Raw genomic sequence first — 22,941 nt, 5'->3', positions numbered from 1 at the left:
CCGACGCCCCGCGGAATAGGCTGGAGTCGTGCAGCACACCCCCCTGGTCGTGGAGACCCGAGAGATCGACCCGGTCGAAGACCTCCTCTCCTTCGCGGACCCCGCCCGCCCGCTCGCCTGGTTCCGCCGCGGCGACGGGATCGTGGCGGTGGGCGAGCCGCTCGCCGAGCTCCGCCCGCCGGCCGAGGAGGGACGCACCCGCGCCGAATCCCTCGCGGCGCTCTGGCAGGGGCTCTCGGCGGAGGCCGCGGTCTCCGATCCGCTGCGACTCCCCGGGACCGGGCTCGTCGCGTTCGGGGCCTTCACCTTCGACGAGGACTCGCACGCCGACAGCGTGCTCGTGATCCCGTCGCGGATCCTCGGCCGCCACGGGGACCGCTTCTGGGAGACCCGCATCCGTCGCAGCGACGACCGTGCGCCGGGCGCCGTCGAGACCGCGGAGTACGGACCGCACTGGGCCGGCACCGTGGGCCCGGGAGCGCAGAGCCCCCAGGGCTACCAGGACGCCGTGCGGGGAGCGCTCGCCCGCATCGCGGACGGCGAGCTCAGCAAGGTGGTCCTCGCCCGCGACCTCCAGGGCACCATCCCCGCGGGCTCCGACCTGCGGCGACTCGTCCGGGCACTGGCCACCGGGTACCCGGACACCTGGGTCTTCGCGGTTGACGGGCTCATCGGCGCGAGCCCGGAGACCCTCGTCACCGTGCAGGACCGGACGGTGACCGCCCGCGTGCTCGCCGGCACGATCGGACGCGGAGCGGATGCCGACGCGGACACCGCCGCGTCCGCGCACCTCGCCTCCAGCACCAAGGACCTCGACGAGCACCAGTACGCCGTGCAGAGCGTGCTCGCGTCGCTCCGCCCATACACGAGGGCGCTGGCGGCGAGCGAGCAGCCCTTCCTCCTCAAGCTGCCCAACCTCTTCCATCTCGCGACCGACGTGGAAGGCGAGATGGAGAACGGCCGCTCGGCCCTCGACCTCGTGCGCGCCCTGCACCCGACCGCGGCCGTCGCGGGCACTCCGACACCGACGGCCATCGCCGCCATCCGGGAGCTCGAGCCGTTCGACCGCGGCCGCTACGCCGGGCCGGTCGGCTGGGTCGACGCGGACGGCAACGGCGAGTGGGCCATCGCCCTGCGGTGCGCACAGTTCACGACGGCCGAGGACGCGATCACGGTCACCGCCTACGCCGGGGCCGGGATCGTCGCCGGATCGGATCCGGAGAGCGAACTCCTCGAGACGCGGGTGAAGTTCCGTCCCCTCGTCGACGCGCTGGCCTGACGTCCGCCGCGGTCAGCTCGCGGCGAGGCGCTTCTTCTCGGCCTCGACATCGAAGCCGGCGACCGGCCACTGGGGATCGATGTCCTCGAGGGCGGCGAGCAGCAGCTCCTGCACGGCCAGCCGGGCGTACCATTTCGCGTTCGCCGGCACGACGTACCAGGGAGCGGCCTCCGTCGACGTGCGGTCGAAGACGGTCTGGTACGCCTCCATGTACTGCGGCCAGAGCATCCGCTCGTCGACGTCGCCCGGGTTGTACTTCCAGTGCTTGTCCGGGCGTTCCAGACGCTCCATGAGCCGCGCCTTCTGCTCCTCCGGCGAGATGTGCAGCATGACCTTGACGATGCGGACGCCGGAGGCCGCGACGCGCTCCTCGAACGCGTTGATCGCATCGTAGCGGCGTTCGATCTCCGCGGGATCGGCCAGCTGCCGCACCCGTCCGATGAGCACGTCCTCGTAGTGCGAGCGGTCGAACACCCCGATGAACCCGGGCTCCGGGAGCCGCTTCTCGACCCGCCACAGGAAGTCGTGCCGGCGTTCCTCCTCCGTCGGCGCCTTGAACGCCGCCAGCGCCACGCCCTGCGGATCGACACCGCCGACCACGTGCCGCACGATGCCGCCCTTGCCCGCGGAGTCCATCGCCTGCAGGACGAGCAGCACCGCATCCTGCGCCGTGCCCACCCGGCTCTCGGCGAACAGCCGCTCCTGCAGGTCGTTCAGCTGCTCGAGACCCGCTTCGAGGTCGGCCGTGCCGCGGGACTTGCCGTGGTCGTAGCCGGGCTTGCTCTCGGGGTCGACGTCGGCGAGGCGGAAGCCGGGCCGCACCCGCAGGTTCTGCGTCCAGGTGTGCGCGTTCATACGCACATGATGCCAGTCACCGCGGCAGCGGCACCTCGATGATCTGGCGACCGCCGCGCGGCGTCGTCAGCGCCTGGTCGAGAGCGGTGCGCGTGGTGACCCGCTGATACTCCCAGCCGTAGGCGAGCGCGAGGTGCTCCACGCGGACACCGTGCGGGGTGTAGAACACACGATCCAGGTGCGCGGAGGGGGCGGTGCCCGCCACCTCCAGGCCGTCGAAGATCGTGCCGCCTCCGTCGTTGCCGACGATGACCTGGAGGCGCGGCTCCGTCTCGTCACTCGGGAACAGCAGCGCACCGACGTCGTGGAGGAACGCGAGGTCGCCGAGCAGCACCCGGGTCACACCCGGCGCCCCGGCGGCCTGGCTCGCGACCGCGACGCCCGTGGCGGTGGCGATCGTGCCGTCGATCCCGGCGAGTCCGCGGTTGGCGTGCACGGGGACCTTCTTGCCGCCGAGCACCTCGTCGGCGACGCGGACCAGGCGCGACGATCCGAACACGAGGCGGTCGTGCGGCCAGGTGGCCCGCCACACCGCATCCACGAGGCGCTCGCGGTCGAGCGGGCGGCGCACGGCGTCGAGTTCCGCGCGCACGGCGACGCGGCGGGCGGCGACGTCGGTGGAGGAGAGCCCTTCGGTGTCGGGCGCGTTCTCACTGAGATCCACGGCCTCGGCGGCGGCGGCCCGCATCCACGCTCCGAGCCACTCCCGGTCGGTCTCCCCCGGGGCGACCGCGACGGCCGCGACGGCGCGCGTGCGGTGGTTGAGGTTCAGCTCCTCGCCGCCCTTGCGGACCGCGACCACCTCCACGTCCGCGCGGGAGAGCAGACGCGCGGCCTCGCGGCTGAGCGTCGGGTGGCCCAGCACGACCACCCGCTCGATGCGCCCGCCAAGGTCGTCGCGGGACAGCAGCCGGCGGTACCCGTGGACCACCTGGCGCCCGAATCGCGCGCCGCTGACGATCTCCGCGATGAGCGGCCAGCCGCCGACGTGGGCGACCTCCTCCGCCTCAGCGCCCGCATCGGCGCCCGCCAGGACGACCGTCCGGGGACCGCGCTCCAGCGGGAACGCCTCCGGCTCCGGAAGCCGCGGCGGCTCCCCCGGTGTCAGCGTGCGTGAGGGCATCGCGCCCGACAGCGGCTCGCGGGAGGGCAGGTTCAGGTGCACGGGGCCGGCCACGCCGGGAAGCCCGGACTCGGCATCCGCCGCTCCGAGCGCGAGGGCGACCACTCGCGCGGCGAGGCCGTCCCAGTCGCCGTCCCCGGGGACGGCGGCGTCGATCTGCGCCCGCACCCAGGGGTGGAAGAGCCCCTCCTGGACGGTGGCCTGATTCGCACCGACCCCCCGCAGCTCGGGAGGCCGATCCGCGGTGAGCAGCAGCAGCGGAACTCCGGAGTGGAAGGCCTCCATCGTGGCCGGGAGGAGGTTCGCGACGGCCGTGCCGCTGGTGCACACGACCGCGACGGGGACGCGGGTCTCCCTGGCGATGCCCAGGGCGGTGAATCCGGCGACCCGCTCGTCGATCCGCACGTGCACGCGGAGCGGGCCCTCGTCGGCGAAGGCCGCCGCGGCGAGCGCAAGAGCCTGCGAACGCGACCCCGGCGAGAGGACGACGTCACGCACGCCGTGGGACACGAGGTCGGCGAACAGGGAGGCCGCGGCCTCCATCGCCGGCGACGAGGTCACGGGCGCGGATCCGTGGCGGGCGGCTCGTCGGTCTCCTCGTCGAGCCGCGCGAGCTCCTCCTCGAGGCGACGGATCCGGGCGTCCTGCTCCGCTTTGCTGATGCTGCGGAGGAACGCGGGGTCGTCGTCCGGGGCGACGGTGCGCGGCACACCCTGGTCGTTCGCCCGGCGACGGCCGATGACGAACCAGAGGATCCCGCCGATGACGGGGATGAGGACGACGATGGCGACCCAGGCGGCCTTGGGCACGCCGCGGTGCCGCGTCGCCGGCTGCACGGCGCAGTCGACGATGCTGTACACCCAGAACACGGCGGCGAGGAAGCCGCCGATGATCAGTAGTCTCGCCACCCCTCCAGTCTAGGCACGTCGGGGCCGGTCGGGCCCGGAGACGGCAAAGGCCCCGTTGCTAGACTGCGCGGGACATGCCGCCCCTCGCCCCCGTCCCGACGCCGCGAGCGCGCGCCGAGCGGATCCTGCCGAGCCGGATCATGATCGCCGTCGGCCTCGCGCTCCTCCTCGTCGTCGGTGCCTGGTCGGCCTCCCACGGGTCGGTGGATCCGCATGCGACCCTGTGCCTCGCCCCCGGCGTCTCGCAGCCCGCCGACGCCACGGCAGCCGGAGTCCCGATCGTCGATGGCCCTCGGCCGATCTGGCTTCCGATGCGGCGGCGTGCGCGGTGGCGGCCCTCTGCTGCGTCGCCCTCGTCCTGCTCCTCCGGCACCTGCGCACCCGCGGCGGCGTCCGTCTCCGCGGTCTCCTGCCCCGGGCGACCGCACGCCTCCGCGCCGGCCCTCGCCCGCTCCTCCCCGCGGTCTCGCTCGTCCAGCTCTCCATCTCCCGCACCTGATCCGACACCGGCTCCCGCCGCTTCCGCGGCACCCCTCGTCGTATCCCCCGTGTTTGGAGACCCCATGAAGACCCCCGTCAAGGCGACCCTGATCGCCGTCGCCGTCGCCGTCGTGCTGCTCGTCGCCGGCATCGTCTACGCCCTCAGTCAGCAGCCCGCGAAGCCCGATCCCGAAGCCGGCGAGAAGCTGCCCACCGTCGGCACCGACTCCCACGTCCTCGATGATGGGGGCCCCGACGCCGTCACGGTCGTCGAGTTCCTCGACTTCGAGTGCGAGGCCTGCGGCGCGTTCTACCCGATCGTGGAGGAGCTGCGCGAGACCTACGACGGCGACATCCGGTACGTCACCCGGTACTTCCCGCTGCCGGGGCACGTGAACTCGACGCAGGCCGCGCTGGCCGCCGAGGCCGCTGCACAGCAGGACCGCTACGAGGAGATGTTCCACCGTCTGTTCGAGACGCAGGCCCAGTGGGGCGAGCAGTCGACGGAGACGCCGGAGGTGTTCCGCGCGTTCGCCGAGGAGCTCGGGCTCGATATGGCCGCGTACGATGCCGCGGTCGCGGACCCCGCCACCCTCGCCCGCGTGCAGCAGGACAAGCGCGACGGTGAGCGGCTGGGGGTGAGCAGCACCCCGACCTTCTTCGTCGACGGCGAGAAGGTCGAACTCGTCGAGTGGAACGACCTGGAGGAGGCGATCGCGGCGGCCGTCGCCGAGTGACCCCGTCGGTGGGGTCGCCGTGCGGCGGCCCCACCTCTACGCTGAGCGCATGACCTCGGAGCGCCCCTCGTCGGCCCGTCTCCTGTTCGGGGCCCTGCGGACCACGCCGGCGACGCTGACGATGATCGGCTTGGTCCTGCTCACGGGCGTGATCTGGCAGGGGCTGTGGCGGCCGTTCGAGGACTCGGCGCTCTTCCCCGCCGTCGCCTACGGGCTGCCGAGCCTGGCCGAGGGCAAGTGGTGGACGCCGGTCACGGGGACGTTCTTCGTCAACGAACCCTGGGTGTACCTCTTCACCATCGCCGGGTTCTGGGGCATGGGCTACCTGGAGCACCGCCGCGGCACCCGGGTCGCCCTCGCCTACTTCACGGTCGGGCAGCTCTTCGCGATCTTCGCGACGGCTCTGTTCCTCCTCCTCATATCGCAGCTTCCGTGGGCGTGGGCGCAGACTCAGGCGCAGGCCCTCGACGTCGGCGCATCCGGCGGGACCATGGCCTGCATCGCCGCCGCCGTCGGCCTGTTCCGTCCGCCCTGGCGGGTGCGCGCGTGGCTGGTGCTCCTCGGATTCGTGTTCGTCGCGATGATGTTCTGGGGAGAGCTGGCCGACCTCGAGCACCTGTTCGCGGTCCTGCTGATCCTGTTCGTGGACCGGAGTCTCCGCGTGCGGCGCACGACCGTCCGGGAGCAGCGACTGATCGCCGTGATGGCGGTGCTCACGCTCGTGGCCATCGAGATCATCACGGTCCTCGTGCCGACCGACGGCCCGTTCGGTCCCACCGATCCCGCTTCGGGCGGTTTCATCGATACGGCGATCGACGTCGCGGTGATCCTCTTCATCGCGAACGGCCTGCGGCGCGGTCGCCGCTGGGCGTGGGTCGTCGCCGTCATCCTCGGCCCGCTCAACGTGCTCGCCGCCACGCTCGTGCTGGTCCTCATCATCCTCACGAGCGAGGCGCAGCTCGAGACGGTGATCGACGCAGAGACCGAACTCACGCTCGCCACCGGGATCCTCTGGGCGCTGGTGCTCACCTATCTGATCGCGGTACGCCGGGCTTTCCGTGCGCGCCGCTCGACCGCGCTCGGCCGGCAGCCTGCCCCGACCGGAGACGAACTCCGGCGCGAACTGCGGGCGCACGGCGGCGGCACCCTGTCCTGGATGACGACATGGGAGGGCAACGGCTACGCCCGCGTGGACGGCGGGATCGTCGCGTACCAGCGCCGCAACGGCGTCGCCCTGGCCCTCGCCGATCCGATCGGCCCGGCGGAGTCCCGGTCCGCCGCGGTCCGTGACTTCATCCGCACGGCCGAGGACGCCGGACTCGTCCCCTGCTTCTTCAGCGCGGACGAGGCGACGAGGGCGGCAATCCCGGAGACGTGGCGCAGCCTCGTGGTGGCGGACGACACGATCGTCGACCTTCCCGGCCTCACCTTCACCGGCAAACGCTGGCAGCCGGTGCGCACATCGCTCAACCGGGCCGGGCGGGAGCAGATGACCTTCCGGCTCACCCACCTGGCGGCGGAGACCTGGGGCCTCCGTCAGCAGCTCCGTGGGATCTCCGAGGCGTGGGTCGGCGACAAGGACCTTCCGGAGATGCGGTTCACCCTGGGAACCCTGGAGGAGGCGGAGGACCCCGAGGTGCGGCTCGCCCTCGCGATCGCTCCGAACGGCGACGTCGACGGCTTCCTCTCGTGGTTGCCCGTGTACGGGGAGGGCGGGGTGGTCCGCGGCTGGACCCTCGACCTCATGCGGCGTCGCGAGGGCGGTTTCGGACCGGTGATGGAGTATCTGATCGGCGCCTCCGCGCAGCAGTTCTCGGAGGAGGGAGCCGAGTTCATGTCACTCTCCGGCGCTCCCCTCGCGCACGACTACCCGCCGGACGCCGGTGTGATCGCCGCGTTGAGCGACCGGCTCGCCGATGCGCTCGAGCCCGTGTACGGCTTCCGCTCGCTGCACCGCTTCAAGGAGAAGTTCCACCCCCGCTACGAGACCATGTACCTCCTCTTCCGCGACGAGAGCGACCTCACCCGCATCGGCGGAGCGCTCACCCGGGCCTTCCTCCCCGACGCCACGCTGCGGCAGTTCGCCGGGGCCGGGCTGGAGCTCGTCCGCGGCGAGCACTGATCCTCGCGCCCGGGCCCGCGCGTCGCCGGACTCAGGCCCGCGCCTCGGCCACCTCCCCGGCGACGCCATCCCGAGTCTCCGCGGCCGGACGCTTCGCCGTGTTCGCGATGTGCGCCCGCGCGACGACGAGCGCGGCGACGACCATGATCCCGACGCCGAGCCAGTACGGCGCGGCATGGCTGACGGCGGTGTAGAGGGCGGCCGCGATCAACGGGGCGACGGTGCTCATCGCGGCGTTGAGGGACTGGGTGGCACCTCCGAGCCAGCCCTGTTCGTCGTCGCCCACGGCGTTGGACATCGCGCCGTCCATCGCGGCCTGGGCAGCGCCCTGACCGGCGGCGAGCATCAGCGCGCCGACGATGAAGAGCCACGGCTGGGCGAGCAGCGAGGCCACGATCGCGAGACCGGCGAGACCGATCGCCTGCGCGACGATGGCGCTGACGATCACGCCGCGCTCCCCCATCCGTGGCAGCAGGATGCCGAGCAGCACGCCCTGAATGAGAATGTCGATGATGCCGACCCCTGCCGTGAGCAGGCCGATCTGCGTCGGTCCCCACTGGATGGCGTCGAGGGCGAGGACGCTGAAGTTGTTCACAAAGAATCCGAACGGCAGGGCGAGCAGCGCGAACGCGATCATCAGCCCGCGAAGCTCGGGGCGGCCGAAGGCGGTGCGGAACACCCCGAACGGCTGGACGTCGCGGAGGGCGATCCGCGCGATGCGGTTCTCCGGTCGCAGGCTCTCCGGCAGCAGGAAGATGCTGAGGATCGCGATCGTGAGGCCGACCGCCGCAGTGAGGAAGACGGGCAGACGGAGATCGATCGCGGCGAGCAGACCGCCGATGGCGGGACCGATCATGGTGCCGATGCCGGTCAGTGCGCCGAGGAGGCCGAAGCGCTGCGCGCGCTTCTCGGGCGGCGTGATGTCGGCCAGGTAGGCGAACAGGGCGGGGAGGTCTCCGGCCGTCAGCCCCTGGATGACACGGGCGAGCACGAGCACCCAGATCGCCCCGCCCACGCCGAACAGCGCCATGGAGAAGGCCGCGCCGAACGCCGCGACGATGATGACGGGTCGTCGTCCGAACCTGTCGGAGAGCCGCCCGAGGAGCGGGGCGGCGAGGAAGGCGCACAGCCCGTTGACCGCTTCCAGCACCCCGACCCAGAGGGCGAGGTCGTGTTCGTGCGCGACGTACTGCAGCACGACGAACGGCAGCACGGGCAGGACGACGGTCATGCCGATGACCGTGAGCATCGTCAGGACGACGAGCATGACCCACGCGCGGCCGGCGCCGCGAACGGGAGAAGGAGGTGAAGTCATACCGAAAGTGTAGTGATACCGGTTTTGGTGTCAATACACTTTCTGGTCGAGTGCACGATAGGGTGGCCGCATGACGACGCCCCCGCCCCTGGGTCGCCGCGAGCGCAAGAAGGCCGCGACCCGCAAGAACATCTCCGACGTGGCCACCCGGATGTTCCTGGAGCGCGGGTTTGACAACGTCAGCATCCGCGAGGTCGCGGACGCCGCCGATGTCTCCCCCACCACCGTGTTCGCCCACTTCCCGCAGAAGGAGGCGCTGGTCTTCGACGAGGACGACGAGCAGCGCGACCGCCTCGTCTCGGCCGTGCGCGGCCGGTCGACCGGTGTGACGATCAACAAGGCCATCCACGACTTCTATGCGGCCGAGATCGCCGCCAACCTCGATGAGCACGGCGACGACGTGGCCCGCATCTTCCTGCGCTTCCTCAACGAGACGCCGGCGCTCCGGGACTACGCGTCGAAGATGTGGCTGCGCCACGAGGACGCGCTCGCCGAGGCCATCGCCGACGAGCTCGACATCCCGGCCCCCACCCCCGAGGTCCGCGTGTACGCGCGGTTCGTCCTGCAGATGCAGATCCTCGTCACCGAGAGCGACGATCAGCAGAGCGTGCTCGACGCCGGCTCGACACTCCTCGAACACGGCTGGGCCCCTATCGAGGAGCAGCTCGCCGGCTCGCGGAGCGCACGAACGGGTCCGGACCTCAGTCCTCGCGGGGGCGCCGCCGCAGGCTCTTGACGTCGGTGCGGCGATGCTTCGCCGTCAGCCGACGCTCCTTCGACCCTCGACTCGGCTTCGTCGCCCGCCGCGTCGGCGCCGGCGGACGCACGGCCTCCGCGACGAGCGCAGCGAGCCGTTCTCTGGCCGCTTCCCGATTGCGCAGCTGCGCGCGGTGCTCGGACGCGGCGATCGTCAGCACACCGTCGACCAGGCGCCCGCGGAGCCGCTCCCGGAGCCGGTCGCGCTGCGTCGGCGACAGGGCCGCGGAGTTCGCCGCATCCCAGACCAGCTCCACCCGGGAGTCCGTGGTGTTCACGCCCTGACCGCCCGGCCCCGACGATCGCGAAAAACGCCACGACAGTTCGGCCTCCGGGATCGTCAGACCCGCGGAGACGCGGAGTCCGGGGCGAGGGGCGGAAGGCATGCCTCCATCATCGAGGATGAACGGCCGCGAGCGCCGAGTGGACGCGACGGCGGGAGTCGAACCCGCAACGCCTCCGGATATGAGCCGGGGCCCGGGACCGCCCGGATCGCCGCGATGGGGATGACGTTACCCGGCCGTGATCCTTCCCACCAGGACCGTTCCCTGGGATAACGCCATGAGTCGCCGGATGACGCGGACGGCTAGCGTCGCCGCCGCTCGTCGTCAACCGGTTCGACCACTCCCGACCCTCCCCGTACCGTCGCTCGCACCGATGACGTCCGAGCAGGAGGCCGACATGTCCGAATCTCAGCACAACGACAAGACCCCGACGCCGATGGCGGAGGCCGGGGATCCGCAGGCGCGGCTGGAGGCCGAGGCCCGCCGCGCGATCGTGACCGGGGCCGACTCCGGCATCGGCCGCGCGACCGCCGTGGCCCTCGCCGCGGCGGGCATCGACGTCGGCATCACGTGGCACAGCGACGAGGCCGGGGCCCAGGAGACCGCGGACGAGGTGCGCAGCCACGGCGCCCGGGCGGTGGTGACCCAGCTCGATGTCTCCGACATCCCCGCCTGCGGCGACGTGATCGACGGGCTGATCGCGGAACTCGGCGGTGTCGACGTCTTCGTCAACAACGCCGGCGCCGGGCTCCAGACCCCGTTCCTCGACGTGACGCTCGACGAGTGGAACCGGGTGCTCGACACCGACCTCACCGGAGCCTTCGTCTGCCTACAGCGGGCGGCCCGGTCGATGGTCGCCGCAGGTCGGGGCGGACGACTGATCTCCGTCACCAGCGTGCACGAGCACCAGCCGATGGTGGGGGCGAGCGCGTATGACACGGCCAAGCACGGCCTCGGCGGGCTCATGAAGAACCTCGCGCTCGAGCTCGGCCGGTACGGGATCAGCGCCGTCAGCGTCGCCCCGGGTGAGATCGCGACCCCGATGACCGGGCAGACGGACACCGACCCGCACGCCGAGGACCGCCCCGGCATCCCGCTCGGACGCCCTGGCGATGCCCGCGAGGTCGCTGCGCTGATCGCCTTCCTCGCCTCGCCGGAGGCCGCCTACATCTCGGGGGCCTCGGTCGTGATCGACGGCGGCATGCTGCAGATGGGACCGCAGGCGGGCGCGGCGATCGAGAGCCACGACTGGCGCACGGTCTGAGCGCAGGTCAGCGGCGGATCGAGTCCCGGAACGGGTTCGGTTCCAGCGTGTAGTCCGTGGTCGGGTCCGCCCAGGTGTCCTGGGCGGACCGGTGGCGGCCCGAACGCAGGGCGGAGAGCGCATGCGTCGCAGGCACGCCTGCGGCGAGCGCGAGGCGGCCGGTGAGGGAGCGGTCCGCGCGGCCGAGCACGCTCGCGCGATGCCAGGCCTCGTGCAGCGCCCCGCCGCGGGCCGCGGGCACCCGTCGATGCGGCAGGGCCCCGGCCCGACGCAGCGCCACGAGCTCCTGCACCCGATCCCACCAGTCCGCCTCCACCTCCGGGTGGAAGTAGTTGTCGCGGAGCCAGGACGGGTGCGGGTGGCGGAACCGGCCGGCGACGACCTCGCCCGCGCCGCCCAGCAGACCGCTGCCGATGAAGACCGTGTTGAGGAGACTCTTGTGCACCCCGAAGCGGTCGAGCGCGATCACGGGGACCCCGTGGGCCAGCGCCTCGACCGCCGCCGTCGAGCTCACCGTGACCAGACCGGCGGCGGACTCGAGCGCGGTCGCCATCGGCGCGTGCGAGAACACGAGGTTCGCCGGGCGGCCCGCCGTGAAGAGACGGGTGTACGGATCACGGTTGAGGTGGGTCTCGGCCTCCCCCGGCCGGGACCGCACCTTGACGACCACCCGGCGCGACGGATCGGCCTCCGCGACGCGCACGAGGATGGCGGCGATCGCTGCGCGCTCCTCCGGCCGTCGGGGCACGAGGGCCTGCGCGGCGAAGACGACGTCCGTCGCCCCGGGCCGACGGACCGCCGCGGGTGTTCCGTCGACAGGACGTTCCGCCAGAGCGATGGCGCCCGCACCCCCGGAGAGCACTCCGGCCGCCGCGGACTCCCGGAGACGGCTGCCACTCCACCGCTCGCGACCCCGCGCGAAGGGCAGGGTCGCCAGAGCGAGCGGCGTCCGCACCCCGATGCGCTCGCCGAGCTCGGCGAAGGCACGGCGCTCGCGGTGCGAGTGCACGATCAGCAGGTCGGTGTGTCGCCGGTAGTCGAGCGCCCCGCGCTGGGCGGGGATCGCCATGCCGGGGAGCCCCGAGACGGTCACCGGACGATGCCGCAATGCATCGACGACTCGGCCCAGGAGGCGGACGAACGGTCCCCGCCCGGCGAGCAGCACCACGTCCGGGCGCTGGACTTCGAGCCATCCGGCCACGCGCTCGAAGTCGAGCCGCGTGACGTCGGCGGCGCCGAAGCCGGTGCCCGCCAGCGCCGCATCCTGCTGCGCGGCGCTCACCGTCAACGGCGTGCGCACCAGCAGGAGCTGCGATCGCAGGTCGGGCACGGCCCCCAGCAACGATGCCGCCCACTTCACGAACGAGTCGGCGTCCGCGATGGCGACGACGCGCATCCCGGCGCCGGCGGTCATGCGGGCACGCGGCGGAGCTTCGCCATCGGCGCCCGCTCGCTGTCGAAGACGCGCTTGACGCCGTCGCCCACCGCGCTCTCGATGACACGGATGTCGCGGACCAGGTGTTCCAGGCCCCCGGGCTCCAGGGATGCGGCGTGATCAGAACCCCACATCGTCCGGTCCAGGGTGATGTGGCGCTCCACGGCGACGGCTCCCATCGCGACCGCGGCGAGGGAGATCTGCAGGCCGCGCTCGTGTCCCGAATAGCCGACCGGGATCCCCGGATAGCGGTCCCGCAGGGTCGCGATCACCCGCAGGTTCGCCTCCTCGGGCTCGAGCGGATAGGTCGAGGTCGCGTGCATGAGGACGACACGGTCGGTGCCGAGCGTGTCCAGCGCGCGGTCGATCTGCTCCATGGTGGACATGCCCGTCGAGAGGATGACCGGCTTCCCGGTCTCGCGCAGCGCGACGAGCAGCTCGGTGTCGGTCAGACTCGCCGACGCGACCTTGTGCGCCACGACGTTGAGGTCTTCGAGGAAGGCGACGCTCGGCACGTCCCACGGCGAGGCGAACCAGTCCAGGCCCTGCATCGTCGCGTGGTCGCCGATCTCGACGTACTCGTCGCGGCCGAACTCCACTCGGCGCCGGTAGTCGAGGTAGCTCATGGTGCCCCACGGCGTCTCTCGCGGCACGTCGCGCATGTGCTCCGGGGTGGAGATCTCGGGCGTGCGCTTCTGGAACTTCACCGCGTCCGCGCCGGCTCGGGCCGCGACGTCGATGAGGCGCTTGGCGATGTCGACGTCGCCGTTGTGGTTGAGGCCGATCTCCGCGATGACGTAGGCGGGACGGCCGCCGCCGATCACGTGCGATCCGATGCTGACAGTCATGATTCCTCCGGTCGTCGAACGGTCAACCGCCCCGTCCTTCCTGAGTACGGGCCGCGGGTGAACACCGATCGACCGGACGGTTACCGGGGGCGGTCAGCTCGACAACACCCGTTCGACGAGCTCCCGCACGGCCCCGTCGCCGCCTCGCCTCCCCAGCACGACGCGCGCCTCCGCACGGACGAGCGGGTGGGCGTTCGCGACGGCGACCGGCCAGCCCACGATCCGCATGGCGGGAAGGTCGTTGACGTCGTTACCGAGGTAGGCGACGTCGGCGAGCGCCACATCCTGCTCCTGCGCCCACTGCCGCAGCGCGGCCTCCTTGTCGGCGATCCCGTGCAGGACGGGGACGCGGAGCTTGTCGGCTCGGGCTCGCACCACGGGGTTCACCTCGGTAGAAAGGATCAGCATCGGCACCCCCGCCCGCCGCAGGAGCGAGACGCCCATCCCGTCCTCCCGGCTGACCCGCACCCGCTCTCCGCCATCCGCGTCGATGATCGCCGTGTCGTCGGTATGCACCCCGTCGAAGTCGGTGACCACGGCGCGGACGGGGATCCGCACCGGGCTCTCATGCAGAACGGCAAGGGCCCGTGCGGCCTGAAGCTGCGCGGCATCGTCGATCTCGATCGCGGTCTCCTCGGACACGGGGGCGATCCCGATCCGCCCGAAGAAGCGGTGGCGGTGGGCGCGGAATCCGTCGACCCGGAACACGTAGAAGGCTCCGGTCTCCAGATAGTGCGGCTCTCGGTCCTGGCGGCGAGGGCGGTGGCCGGCCTCGTGGTTGATCGCCTCGGCCGTGCCGTCGACCCCCCGGCGCCAGAGGAAACCGTAGGTCTCGACGGCGGAGAAGACGCTGTCGGACTCTCCCTGCTGCACCTCGGCGACGGCATCGGCCAACGCGGCGCTCGGGAGGAAGGGCGAGGTGGCCTGCAGGAACGCGACGACCTCGAACCGCTCACCCTCGCGCTCCAGCTCATCGAGCGCATGGAGGATCGCCGCCTCCGAGGTCGCGGTGTCTCCGGAGAGCTCGACCGGCCGCCGGATCACCCGCGCGCCCGCCTCCTCGGCCGCCACGGCGATCTCGTCGTCGTCGGTCGAGACGATCACGAGGTCGAAGCACGCCGCCGCCCGCGCGGCGTGCACGGCTCTGGCGACGAGGGGGACACCTCCCACACGCTCGAGGTTCTTCCGCGGGATCTGCTTCGATCCGCCCCGCGCGGGGATGATCGCCACCGTCGTCTGCAGGCGCTCGTCCATGTCGTGTCTCCTCATCGTCCGCGGATCTCCCGCCAGGCACGGCCGGCGCGGCGTCGGGCGCCGACAGCGGACAGCCGCCATTCCTCTATCCGTCCCACGCCGCCGCGCGGAGCCAGCAGGCGGTGCACGCCCCGCGGCGCCGACCGCCCGGGGAGGGCGAGCGCGGTCAGCCGCTCCGGTGCGAAGTACCGCCGACGCTCCTCGTGGTCGAAGCCGTCCAGCAGCTCCTCCGCCCTGGCTCGAAGGTGCCCCGCGATCTCCGGCTGCATCGTGTAGCCCACCGCGTCCACGAGGAGCTGCAACCGATCCGGATCGGCGTAGGGGGAGAGTGTCCGTGTGAGCGCATCGACGATCGTCAGGGGGATGCGGTTGCTGTTCTCCACCGGGGTCAGGGTGCGGAGCAGCTCCGTCGCGCCCGCGGCGCCGATCCTCCGCCCGAATAGGGTGCGGACCGTGGGCAGAGCCGTCGAGAAGGTCGCCACGACGGCGCGCGCGTCGAGGCGCTCCGCCAGGAGTTCGGCAGCCAGACGACCGCGGTCCTCCACGAATGCCAGACCGCGACTCTCCGCATGAGCGCGCACGGCGTGGGCGAGCTGCGGCGGTGCTGCGGGATGGGGCTTGAAGACGATCCGCTCCGGGAGCTCTTCCGCCGCCCGGTCGACCAGACGCTGCTGGAGCGCTACCTCCTCCGTCGCGGTCATCAGACCGAGGGCCGCGAGGTACTGTCCCAGCACGAGCACCGTCGCCGGTCCTGCGGCGGTCGACCCTTGCGACGACTCTCCCGTCTCCTGCAGCGCTGCCGCGAAGGACTCCGGAGGCACCGGGACCGCCACCGCGTGCGGACAGGCCACCAACGGACGGACGCCGGGCACCACGTCGGCGTACACGACCCGTTCGATCCGCGCCGTGACCGCGTGCGGCAGCCGTACCCGCATCGGCGCGTAGGTCATGAGGCCGTCGCCGACGATGGTCACCCGCGCCTCGGGGAACACGGAGAGGAGAGTACGGGCCGGTGCGACCTGGGGGCTCTGCACGAACAGCTCGATCTCCCGCGGGTCGAGCCGCCACGCTCGCGCGAGGAGTCGCCCCAGCACGGGGAGGTCGGCGTCCGCGGGTTCCCAGGCGCTCGGATGCAGGGGTCCCAGCACGTCGGCCAACGGCTCGACACGATGGAACCGGCCGCGGAGGGAGTGCAGCGCGGGATCCGTGTCGATGCCGACGACCGTCTCCGGGACCCGCGACGAGGTGAACGGCACGAGCACCCGCTCCGGGGCGCGAGCGCCCGCGCCGGAGCCCGCGTCGAGCAGGCCCGCATCGATCGCGGCGGCCGCGGTCGCGAGTCCGTAAGCGCTGTGCAGGGCGAAGAGGCGGGTCATGTCGCGTGGCCTCCGCCGCGCAGGCTGCGCGCGAGCACCCGACGTCGCGGACCATCGAGCCGGGCGAGCACCGTGGCGACCTCCGCCGCCGGGAGGTCGTGCAGCAGCGCACGGATCCGCCTCCGCATCTCGCGACGCACGGGTGGCGCCATGCGCCGCGAGCGCACCAGGTGATGCGCGCTGAGGGCGAGCGCGGTCCAGACGGCCTTCGGGAGGAAGCGGTCGGCATCGCGGTCTTTCCGGACGAGCTCGATCACCTCCGCCAGCGCGGGGGCGAAGTCGAGCTGGCGGCGGTCGTGCACCTGCGTGAGCGACGTCTCGACGCCTCGGCGGTAGAGCAGCGCCGGGGCGTCCACCACGGCGAACGAGGCCGCTTCCAGATGCAGGCGCCAGATCCACGGGCGGTCCTCGGCCGTGAAGAGGCCGGAGGGGAACGCGGCGAGCCCCCGGTCGAGCAGACGGCGGTGCAGGAGTCCCGCCCAGGCGAAGGGGTAGTCCACCATGCTCGGCTCATCGACCGGAAGGATCGCCTCCCGGGGTGGCACGACCCGCTCCCTCCACGGATACGGAGCACGGACGAGCGCACGCCGCGTCCCGGTGACGGTGACATGATCCGTCCGGAGGAAGTCGCACCGGAGCTCTCGCAGGCGCGCGGCGAGGACCGCGAGGCGCTGCGGCTGCATCCAGTCGTCCCCGTCGACGAAGCAGAACGCCTCGCCCTCGACGTGGGCGAGCCCCTGGTTGCGTGCCGACGCCAGCCCGCGTGGCTCGGCGTTCCGCAGCACCTGGGCGTGCGGGAACCGCTCCGCATAGTGCGCCATGAGCGCGCCGGTGTCGTCGCGGGAGCCGTCGTCGATGGCCACGAGCTTCAGAGCGGCGGGATCGTCGAACTGCCGGGTGAGCGTCTCGAGGGTGGTGCCGATGTACGGGCCGGCGTCCTTCGCAGGCAGGATGACGGTGACGAGGGGCGTGCGCACGGAGCTCCCGGAGTGGGCGATGGGCTCGTCATCGTGGCAGGCGACGGTGGCCGGAGAGCGACCGTGCGGTGAACGTCCGGTGACGCGCGAGGTGAACGCTGAGGTGTGGCCCGCACCCGAACGAGCCACACCCCCAGTGCGTTGCACTGCCGGATGCGAACACCCGGTGAACCGTCACCGTGAGGCGACGGCCACCTCGCGGCGGTACTGGCCCCCACCAGCGAACCGCGAGGCGTCGTCGAGAGCGACTCCATGAAGATCAGCACTCAACACGTAACACGATACAACCGTCTGTTCGATCGCGCGAATCGGCCTAGGTCAATCCGTGAAAATTCGCGCCGAGCCTCCGGATCGGCGACGATGGACGGATGCGGTGGCCCTGGAGCACGATATGGCGCCCGATGTGGCGGCGCCAGCGCGTCGGAGGCATCGAGCTGCGCTGGCTCACGGCACGGTCGTGGACCCAGCGCTGGTACCCCCAGGGCATCGACGTCGGCGAGCGCCGCGGACGACGGGCTCTCGCGGTGAGCTGGTTCCGCCAGGACCCGTCGGGGCGCCACCTCGCCTCGCTCGTGACCCTCGTGGATCGCGAACGCGCCCGCCGCCTCGACATCGTGCTGGCCGTCGCCGACGACGACGGCGTCCTGCAGCCCGCACCGATCCATGCGGGAGGACTCGCCTGGTTCGGCGACCGCCTGTTCGCGGCGGCCACCGGGCAGGGCATCTGGGAGTTCGACCTCGGTGCGCTCCGGCGGGTGCACGGCACCGAGGCACAGCGGATCCGAGGAGGCACGAGCCGCCGCGATCGGCGTACGACGGTGGTGGCCGTGCGGACCCGTCGCCACCCGGTGACGCTGCGGTGTTCCTTTCTCGGTCGCGTGTTCGACGAGGACGGGACGCCGCTCCCCCGCGTGCTCATCGGCGAGTACCGGGGTCAGGAGACGGGAGAGGTCGGCGAGTTCACTATCCCCCTCGCACCCGACGACGGCTTCGTCGAACTCGAGCGCTTCACTCCGGGCATCCGGCACATGCAGGGAGCCGTGCGGTGGGGTGACCGCTACCTCGTCTCGCAGTCCGATCACCTCCGGCCCGGGGTGCTGTGGTCCGGCGGCCACGATGCACTCACCCGGCACCCGATGGCTCTGCCCGTCGGCTGCGAGGATCTGGCCCTCGACCCCGACGACGAGCTGCTGTGGACGCTGGGTGAGCATCCGTGGCGGCGCGTGGTGCGGGGCATCCCCTTCGTCAGCCTCGGGCTCCGGGTTCCCGGCGGGGCCACGGGACCGCGAACGTAGACTGAGGGGGTGAAGAAGCCCGCCCCCCTCCTCGTCTACACCGTGCTGCGCCTGCTGGCGTTCCTCGTCCCGCTGGCCATCCTGTGGTTCTTCTTCCCGATCTTCCGCGAGTTCTGGTGGCTCGCCGCGATCTTCGCCGCCCTCATCGGCGCGAGCATCTCGATGCTCTTCCTGCGCACCCCGCTCTCGGACGCCTCCGCCCGCTTGCACGAGCGCCGGCAGGGCAAGGTCTCCGGACAGCAGGCCGACGCCGACGCCGAAGACGAGCTCGTCGACCGCTCCCCCGACGAGCGCCCCTGACGCTTTCCGCCTCGCGCACCCGCGCACAACTTCGGAGATCCGCCGCGGCACGCCGCCCGCGCGGTCATCAACGCGGCGTGTCGTCCACCGTCTCCGAAGACGTGACCAGCCCTGTCCGCGTCTCCATTGTTGGACTCGGTCTCAAAACTCTCGGCTAAGCCATAGGTTCGACCGACATCTCGGCCCCCTGTGCGGGGGTCACCGGGGACGGGAGACGGGGAGCGGAGTCAGCCGGCGAAGGCCCAGAACAGGGCGCCGGCGTAGAGCAGGGAGGTGAGCGACGTCAGCGCGAGGGCGATGACCAGTTCCCGCGGTTGACGGTAGGTCCAGACGATCACTATCGCGGGAAGCCCGGCCAGCAGCGCGAGCAGGGAGATCCAGGCGATCGGGAACAGCAGCGCGAGGAACACGGCGATGCCGAACGGCACGAGCACGAAGAGCGTGAAGAGGACCTGCGTGGCGCGGCGGCCGATGAGGACCGTCAGGGTGCGCTTGCCGACCTCGCGGTCCTGATCGATGTCGCGGAGGTTGTTGGCCAGCAGCACCGCGCAGGCGAACAGGCCGGCGGCGATCGCTCCGAGCCAGGCCTGCTGCGGGAGCATGAAGACCTGCACCCACGTGGTGCCCAGGGTGGCCACGAGCCCGAAGAACACGAAGACGAAGACCTCGCCGAGGCCGTAGTACCCGTAGGGCCTCTTGCCGCCGGTGTAGAACCAGGCCGCGACGATGCAGGCCGCACCGACCGCGAGCATCCACCACTGTCCGGTGCGGACGACGATCGCGATCCCGACCGCTGCGGCGAGCGCGAAGAAGACGAGGCCGATGACGAGCACCGTGCGCGGCTTCACGCGGCCGGAGGCCGTGAGCCGCGCCGGGCCGACCCGATGGGCGTCGGTGCCGCGGATGCCGTCGCTGTAGTCATTGGTGAAGTTCACGCCGATCTGCAGCAGGACCGCCACAGCGAGGCACGCGAGCGCGATCACCCAGTGGAACTCCGGACCCGTGCTGCGTGCGGCTCCCGTACCGATGACGACGGGGGCGATCGCGAGGGGCAGCGTGCGCAGGCGCGCGGCGCCGATCCAGTCGCCGATCGTCACGGGACCCGCTTCGACGACCGGCCGCTTGGCCGGGTTTCCGCTGGTGCGCGGCGGGGTGCGCCGACCGGACTTCTTCTTGCGCTGGGAGGATGCTGCCACCCACGGAATCCTAGTCGTCGCGGCGAGGCGGCGAGCTCAGCGGTGCGGGTTGCTGTCCTTGCCGTCGAGCCAGAGCTCGTCGGTCTTGTCGGCGTGCGCCCCGGTCGTGCCGACGTGTTTGTCGCTGATCTTCGACCCCTTGAGGATGACGTGGACCATGGCCTGCGCGTGGCCGTGACCGAGGCCGTACTCCTGCTTGAGCCAGTTGAGGACGACCGTGGACTTCGTGCTCTCGTCGAACCCCTGCTCGTGGGCGAGGTCGATGAACTGCCGCGGCGTGAGGCCGGTCTGGGTCTCGACCTTGTCGAGGTATGCCTGGAAGGACATGGTTCTCTCCGCTCTCCGTCCCCGTCGAGGAACGTCTGGATGATGATCCCACGTCGCCCGGTCTACTCGGCGGACGCGACCGGGATGATGGGCCGGTGCTCGTAGTAGGTCTGCAGGACCACGGTCGTGCGGGTGCTCACGTTCGCCGCGAGCCGGACATCGCGGACGAGCTGTTCCAGGTCGCGCGGCGTCGGCACGCGGACGAACAGCATGTAGCTCGCGTCCCCGGCGATGGAGTGACACGCCTCGATCGCGTCGAGGTGCTCCAGGAGCTCGGGGGCGTTGTCGGGCTGGGCCGGATCGAGCGGCGTGATCTCGATGAAGGCGGACAGCGGAGTCCCCGCCTGCTCCGGGTCCAGGATCGCCCGGTAGCCTGTGATGACGCCGCGGGTCTCGAGTCGCCGCAACCGGGACTGCACCGCCGACACGGACAGCCCGACGGCCTCGGAGAGCTGGGACAGCGTCGCCCTCCCGTCACGGGAGATGGTCGCCAGGATCGCACGGTCGACAGAATCATCCATAGCTGTAAGATTATCGTCAGGATTCCGTTATCACCGGAATCTTTCCGTTTTTCACTGCGATCGGAGGTTCCGATGTCCCTCGTTTCCGCCAACAGTTCCGCTGTTCAGGCCATCGTCGGCGAACCCGAGGTCGTCGAAGATGCGTCGATCGTCGAGAACTCCGCCGCCTGGGCGCAGCTCAAGCAGGCGGCGATCGCCATCCGCGAGCTGCAGATCAAGGACGGCTCGATCCCTGGCGCTTCGACAAGCTCGGCGACCCTGGACCAGGCGACCGCGCTCGTCGGGGAGATCACCGCCGCGATCCGGGCCCTCGCCCCCGCCTTCCCCCACGACGCGGAGTACCTCTCCGCCTCCATCGCCGACTTCGAGCGCTGGGCGGCCGAGGGCTTCGGCGTGCCGGACTTCCTCGACTCGCTCGTGGCCTTCCAGCCGCAGCAGCATCGCGTCGACGGCATCCGCCACCTCGTGGTCTTCCCGATGTACACCCAGAACGGCTCGAGCGACCGCCTGGTCGAGGCGCTCATCGTCGAGACCATCTGGCCGGAGTTCATCGCCGCGCTCGAGGCCGGCGATTACGGCAACAAGCTCTTCGTCTCGCTTCGGCTCGTGGACTTCACGCCCGGCTACGACACGAACTCCGCCGTGCTCTTCCCGGAGACCGTCGCCATGCGCGAGATCCCGACGTTCACCTGGGGCGCGATCTTCCAGGACCGCGAGGCCGCCCGCTACCGCCGCGTGGTCCGTGCGGCCTCGGAGATCACCAACCTCGACCTCCCCGAGCGCGCGGCGGCGATGCTGGAAGACCAGGAGGTCGCCGAGAAGACCTTCGTGATGTGGGACATCATCCACGACCGCACCCACATGCGCGGAGACCTGCCCTTCGATCCGTTCATGATCAAGCAGCGGATGCCGTTCTTCCTCTACTCGCTGGAAGAGATGCGCTGCGACATGACGGCGTTCCGTGAGTCGGTGAAGATCGAGCGGGCGCTGGATGCCCGGGTCGCCGCGGGCGAAGAGCTCACGGAGACCGAGCGGGAGATGCACGAGTACGCGCACCTCGTGCAGTACGCCGTGATCTTCGACCGCATCTTCCGCTTCGCCATCACCGGCACGCGCGTGCGCAACTACGACGCGGTGGGCGGCCAGCTCCTGTTCGCGTGGCTGCACCAGCGCGGCGTGCTGCACTGGACCGACACGGCACTCGCCTTCGACTGGGAGAACGTGCCGGACGCCGTCGTGGCGCTCGGTGACGCGATCGACGACCTGTACTGGCACTCGATCGACCGCCCCAAGGTCGCGCACTGGCTCGCCGCCTACGAGCTGGTCCGCAGCACGCTGACGCCGCACCCCGCGTCGCAGTGGGCCCGCGGACTGTCGGACGAGATCCTCGCCGGGGCGCCGAAGGGCTACACGGACGCGGTCCTGGACGACGAGTTCCCGCTGTCGATGTTCTTCGAGACGCTCGACAAGAAGATGAAGCCGGTCATCGAGTCGACGGTCGGCATCCGCGGCACGGACGACTGATCCGCACCGCTCCGTTGTGACGCTGGGGCGCACCACCTCTGCGGCCGGAGACCCGGATCCCGGGTCCGGCCGCAGAGGCATCTCCGACCGAGAGGACACCGCATGACGACGCCGACGAGCCGGGAAGCGCAGGGCCGCGTGGTCGTGCTGGCGGGGGCCACGAGCGCAGCGGGACTGGCGGCGACGAGGGCCTTGCGCGATGCCGGCGCCCGGGTGGTCGCCACCGGCCGTACGTCCGAGCGACTACGCGCCCTGGCCGAGGCGGGCGCCGAGACGGCGGTCGCCGACGCGACCTCCCTCGCCGACATGACGGCGCTCGCCGGGCGGCTCGAGACGGTCGATGCGGTCGTGCCCCTCGTGGGCGGGTGGCGAGGTGGAGGCGGACTCGCCGGGCAGACCGACGAGGACTTCGCGGCGCTGCTCCCGGCGCTGGAAGCGGTGCGGGCGACGAGCCGGGCCTTCGACGGCCGTCTCCGCGCCTCGGCCGCCGGACGGTTCGCGATCGTGTCGTCCACCGCCGTCGCACGGCCCCTCGCCGGCGGAGCGAACTACGCGGCGGTCAAGGCGGCGAGCGAAGCCTGGACCCGTGCCGTCGCCCAGGGGTACGCCAAGACGGCCCGCGAGGCCGACGAACCGCTGCGCGCCGCTGCCGTCGTGTTCCGCGCCAAGGCGCTCGATCCCGATGCCCTCGCCGCGCGTCTCGTCGGACTCTGGGACACCGGCGCCGCCGACCTCAACGACCGCGTGCTCGACCTGGGCTGAGTC

The 22,941-nt window shown here is 71.6% G+C and carries 23 protein-coding genes and 1 tRNA gene; 10 read left to right on the top strand and 14 right to left on the bottom strand.

What is annotated here, in order from left to right; all coding sequences use genetic code 11:
• The first annotated feature begins 28 nt into the window (after positions 1-28).
• Complete coding sequence (locus tag AB0310_RS14430) at positions 29-1,279, top strand: isochorismate synthase (RefSeq protein ID WP_366237519.1); 1,251 nt, start codon at positions 29-31, stop codon at positions 1,277-1,279.
• A 12-nt stretch (positions 1,280-1,291) separates the two neighbouring features.
• Here the strand turns inward: AB0310_RS14430 and AB0310_RS14425 are convergent, their stop codons facing one another.
• The 3 genes from AB0310_RS14425 to AB0310_RS14415 are packed head-to-tail and all read right to left on the bottom strand — an operon-like array spanning position 1,292 to position 4,165.
• The gene (locus AB0310_RS14425) at positions 1,292-2,134 is read right to left on the bottom strand and encodes a polyphosphate kinase 2 family protein (RefSeq protein ID WP_280564565.1); all 843 of its coding nucleotides are present in this window, start codon (positions 2,132-2,134) and stop codon (positions 1,292-1,294) included.
• A gap of 16 nt (positions 2,135-2,150) precedes the next feature.
• The gene (gene menD / locus AB0310_RS14420) at positions 2,151-3,800 is read right to left on the bottom strand and encodes a 2-succinyl-5-enolpyruvyl-6-hydroxy-3-cyclohexene-1-carboxylic-acid synthase (RefSeq protein WP_366237691.1); all 1,650 of its coding nucleotides are present in this window, start codon (positions 3,798-3,800) and stop codon (positions 2,151-2,153) included.
• A 14-nt stretch (positions 3,801-3,814) separates the two neighbouring features.
• Positions 3,815-4,165, bottom strand: a complete 351-nt coding sequence (locus AB0310_RS14415; protein ID WP_280564563.1) for a PLD nuclease N-terminal domain-containing protein — start codon at positions 4,163-4,165, stop codon at positions 3,815-3,817.
• Between the two features lie 328 nt (positions 4,166-4,493).
• Here AB0310_RS14415 and AB0310_RS14410 point away from each other — a divergent pair, with 328 nt between their 5' ends.
• The 3 genes from AB0310_RS14410 to AB0310_RS14400 all read left to right on the top strand — a co-directional run bounded on the left by AB0310_RS14410 (position 4,494) and on the right by AB0310_RS14400 (position 7,504).
• Positions 4,494-4,664, top strand: a complete 171-nt coding sequence (locus AB0310_RS14410) for a hypothetical protein (RefSeq protein WP_366237518.1) — start codon at positions 4,494-4,496, stop codon at positions 4,662-4,664.
• Positions 4,665-4,728: 64 nt separating this feature from the next.
• Entirely contained in the window at positions 4,729-5,382 is a 654-nt protein-coding gene (locus AB0310_RS14405) for a DsbA family protein (RefSeq protein ID WP_366237517.1), read from the top strand.
• A 49-nt stretch (positions 5,383-5,431) separates the two neighbouring features.
• The gene (locus AB0310_RS14400; RefSeq protein WP_366237516.1) at positions 5,432-7,504 is read left to right on the top strand and encodes an MprF family protein; all 2,073 of its coding nucleotides are present in this window, start codon (positions 5,432-5,434) and stop codon (positions 7,502-7,504) included.
• Between the two features lie 31 nt (positions 7,505-7,535).
• On the opposite strand, the gene AB0310_RS14395 is transcribed toward AB0310_RS14400, so the two are convergent.
• Positions 7,536-8,819 (bottom strand): MFS transporter, encoded by a 1,284-nt coding sequence (locus tag AB0310_RS14395; protein WP_232089089.1) that lies wholly within the window; start codon positions 8,817-8,819, stop codon positions 7,536-7,538.
• A 70-nt stretch (positions 8,820-8,889) separates the two neighbouring features.
• Here AB0310_RS14395 and AB0310_RS14390 point away from each other — a divergent pair, with 70 nt between their 5' ends.
• On the top strand, positions 8,890-9,555 hold the full coding sequence (locus AB0310_RS14390) for a TetR/AcrR family transcriptional regulator (protein ID WP_292794148.1): 666 nt from the start codon (positions 8,890-8,892) through the stop codon (positions 9,553-9,555).
• Here the strand turns inward: AB0310_RS14390 and arfB are convergent.
• Together arfB and AB0310_RS14380 are read right to left on the bottom strand one after the other, a co-directional pair.
• Positions 9,521-9,961, bottom strand: coding sequence for an alternative ribosome rescue aminoacyl-tRNA hydrolase ArfB (gene arfB, locus AB0310_RS14385; protein ID WP_187662297.1), 441 nt, complete (start codon positions 9,959-9,961; stop codon positions 9,521-9,523). The genes AB0310_RS14390 and arfB overlap by 35 nt on opposite strands.
• Positions 9,962-9,999: 38 nt before the next feature.
• A tRNA-Met gene (locus tag AB0310_RS14380) sits at positions 10,000-10,075 on the bottom strand.
• A gap of 220 nt (positions 10,076-10,295) precedes the next feature.
• Here AB0310_RS14380 and AB0310_RS14375 point away from each other — a divergent pair.
• Entirely contained in the window at positions 10,296-11,123 is an 828-nt protein-coding gene (locus AB0310_RS14375) for an SDR family oxidoreductase (protein WP_187664219.1), read from the top strand.
• Positions 11,124-11,130: 7 nt separating this feature from the next.
• Here AB0310_RS14375 and AB0310_RS14370 read toward each other — a convergent pair whose 3' ends face one another.
• From AB0310_RS14370 to AB0310_RS14350, 5 genes are all read right to left on the bottom strand, one after another.
• Entirely contained in the window at positions 11,131-12,537 is a 1,407-nt protein-coding gene (locus tag AB0310_RS14370) for a DUF6716 putative glycosyltransferase (protein WP_366237515.1), read from the bottom strand.
• Positions 12,534-13,406: an N-acetylneuraminate synthase family protein gene (locus AB0310_RS14365; protein ID WP_197971849.1), complete on the bottom strand. Its 873-nt coding sequence runs from the start codon at positions 13,404-13,406 to the stop codon at positions 12,534-12,536. The genes AB0310_RS14370 and AB0310_RS14365 overlap by 4 nt, the downstream gene beginning before the upstream one ends.
• A gap of 93 nt (positions 13,407-13,499) precedes the next feature.
• Positions 13,500-14,660, bottom strand: coding sequence for an acylneuraminate cytidylyltransferase (locus AB0310_RS14360; RefSeq protein WP_232089090.1), 1,161 nt, complete (start codon positions 14,658-14,660; stop codon positions 13,500-13,502).
• A gap of 11 nt (positions 14,661-14,671) precedes the next feature.
• Positions 14,672-16,036 (bottom strand): polysialyltransferase family glycosyltransferase, encoded by a 1,365-nt coding sequence (locus AB0310_RS14355; protein ID WP_366237514.1) that lies wholly within the window; start codon positions 16,034-16,036, stop codon positions 14,672-14,674.
• Complete coding sequence (locus AB0310_RS14350) at positions 16,033-17,013, bottom strand: glycosyltransferase family 2 protein (RefSeq protein WP_366237513.1); 981 nt, start codon at positions 17,011-17,013, stop codon at positions 16,033-16,035. The genes AB0310_RS14355 and AB0310_RS14350 overlap by 4 nt, the downstream gene beginning before the upstream one ends.
• 368 nt (positions 17,014-17,381) lie before the next feature.
• On the opposite strand from AB0310_RS14350, the gene AB0310_RS14345 reads away from it, so the two are divergent.
• A complete protein-coding gene (locus AB0310_RS14345) occupies positions 17,382-18,308 on the top strand; it encodes a hypothetical protein (protein WP_366237512.1) in 927 nt (308 codons plus the stop codon).
• A 9-nt stretch (positions 18,309-18,317) separates the two neighbouring features.
• Positions 18,318-18,608, top strand: coding sequence for a DUF4229 domain-containing protein (locus tag AB0310_RS14340; protein WP_259954334.1), 291 nt, complete (start codon positions 18,318-18,320; stop codon positions 18,606-18,608).
• A 227-nt stretch (positions 18,609-18,835) separates the two neighbouring features.
• On the opposite strand, the gene AB0310_RS14335 is transcribed toward AB0310_RS14340, so the two are convergent.
• The 3 genes from AB0310_RS14335 to AB0310_RS14325 form a co-directional block, all read right to left on the bottom strand.
• Positions 18,836-19,804, bottom strand: a complete 969-nt coding sequence (locus AB0310_RS14335) for a 1,4-dihydroxy-2-naphthoate polyprenyltransferase (RefSeq protein WP_259954332.1) — start codon at positions 19,802-19,804, stop codon at positions 18,836-18,838.
• A 36-nt stretch (positions 19,805-19,840) separates the two neighbouring features.
• Entirely contained in the window at positions 19,841-20,131 is a 291-nt protein-coding gene (locus AB0310_RS14330) for a DUF4287 domain-containing protein (protein WP_292794676.1), read from the bottom strand.
• A 62-nt stretch (positions 20,132-20,193) separates the two neighbouring features.
• Positions 20,194-20,652, bottom strand: coding sequence for an Lrp/AsnC family transcriptional regulator (locus AB0310_RS14325; protein WP_187662305.1), 459 nt, complete (start codon positions 20,650-20,652; stop codon positions 20,194-20,196).
• A gap of 72 nt (positions 20,653-20,724) precedes the next feature.
• On the opposite strand from AB0310_RS14325, the gene AB0310_RS14320 reads away from it, so the two are divergent.
• Both AB0310_RS14320 and AB0310_RS14315 read left to right on the top strand, forming a co-directional pair.
• Positions 20,725-22,176, top strand: a complete 1,452-nt coding sequence (locus AB0310_RS14320; RefSeq protein WP_187662306.1) for a DUF6421 family protein — start codon at positions 20,725-20,727, stop codon at positions 22,174-22,176.
• 102 nt (positions 22,177-22,278) lie between these two features.
• Positions 22,279-22,938 carry an SDR family NAD(P)-dependent oxidoreductase gene (locus AB0310_RS14315; protein WP_366237511.1) on the top strand — a complete coding sequence of 220 codons (660 nt, stop codon included), beginning with the start codon at positions 22,279-22,281 and terminating at the stop codon, positions 22,936-22,938.
• Positions 22,939-22,941 lie beyond the last annotated feature (3 nt).

Origin of the sequence: Microbacterium meiriae, from assembly GCF_040702565.1 — a bacterium.
Lineage (GTDB): Bacteria > Actinomycetota > Actinomycetes > Actinomycetales > Microbacteriaceae > Microbacterium > Microbacterium meiriae.
Note: the sequence above shows the minus strand (reverse complement) of the source record. Positions and strands in the feature narration are given on the sequence as shown.

Coding starts and splice junctions, on each gene's coding strand:
- AB0310_RS14425 (WP_280564565.1), bottom strand. CDS start 2,134: ATGAACGCGCACACCTGGACGCAGAACCTGCGGGTGCGGCCCGGCTTC.
- menD (WP_366237691.1), bottom strand. CDS start 3,800: ATGGAGGCCGCGGCCTCCCTGTTCGCCGACCTCGTGTCCCACGGCGTG.
- AB0310_RS14405 (WP_366237517.1), top strand. CDS start 4,729: ATGAAGACCCCCGTCAAGGCGACCCTGATCGCCGTCGCCGTCGCCGTC.
- AB0310_RS14400 (WP_366237516.1), top strand. CDS start 5,432: ATGACCTCGGAGCGCCCCTCGTCGGCCCGTCTCCTGTTCGGGGCCCTG.
- AB0310_RS14395 (WP_232089089.1), bottom strand. CDS start 8,819: ATGACTTCACCTCCTTCTCCCGTTCGCGGCGCCGGCCGCGCGTGGGTC.
- AB0310_RS14390 (WP_292794148.1), top strand. CDS start 8,890: ATGACGACGCCCCCGCCCCTGGGTCGCCGCGAGCGCAAGAAGGCCGCG.
- arfB (WP_187662297.1), bottom strand. CDS start 9,961: ATGCCTTCCGCCCCTCGCCCCGGACTCCGCGTCTCCGCGGGTCTGACG.
- AB0310_RS14375 (WP_187664219.1), top strand. CDS start 10,296: ATGGCGGAGGCCGGGGATCCGCAGGCGCGGCTGGAGGCCGAGGCCCGC.
- AB0310_RS14370 (WP_366237515.1), bottom strand. CDS start 12,537: ATGACCGCCGGCGCCGGGATGCGCGTCGTCGCCATCGCGGACGCCGAC.
- AB0310_RS14365 (WP_197971849.1), bottom strand. CDS start 13,406: ATGACTGTCAGCATCGGATCGCACGTGATCGGCGGCGGCCGTCCCGCC.
- AB0310_RS14360 (WP_232089090.1), bottom strand. CDS start 14,660: ATGGACGAGCGCCTGCAGACGACGGTGGCGATCATCCCCGCGCGGGGC.
- AB0310_RS14355 (WP_366237514.1), bottom strand. CDS start 16,036: ATGACCCGCCTCTTCGCCCTGCACAGCGCTTACGGACTCGCGACCGCG.
- AB0310_RS14345 (WP_366237512.1), top strand. CDS start 17,382: ATGCGGTGGCCCTGGAGCACGATATGGCGCCCGATGTGGCGGCGCCAG.
- AB0310_RS14330 (WP_292794676.1), bottom strand. CDS start 20,131: ATGTCCTTCCAGGCATACCTCGACAAGGTCGAGACCCAGACCGGCCTC.
- AB0310_RS14325 (WP_187662305.1), bottom strand. CDS start 20,652: ATGGATGATTCTGTCGACCGTGCGATCCTGGCGACCATCTCCCGTGAC.
- AB0310_RS14320 (WP_187662306.1), top strand. CDS start 20,725: ATGTCCCTCGTTTCCGCCAACAGTTCCGCTGTTCAGGCCATCGTCGGC.
- AB0310_RS14315 (WP_366237511.1), top strand. CDS start 22,279: ATGACGACGCCGACGAGCCGGGAAGCGCAGGGCCGCGTGGTCGTGCTG.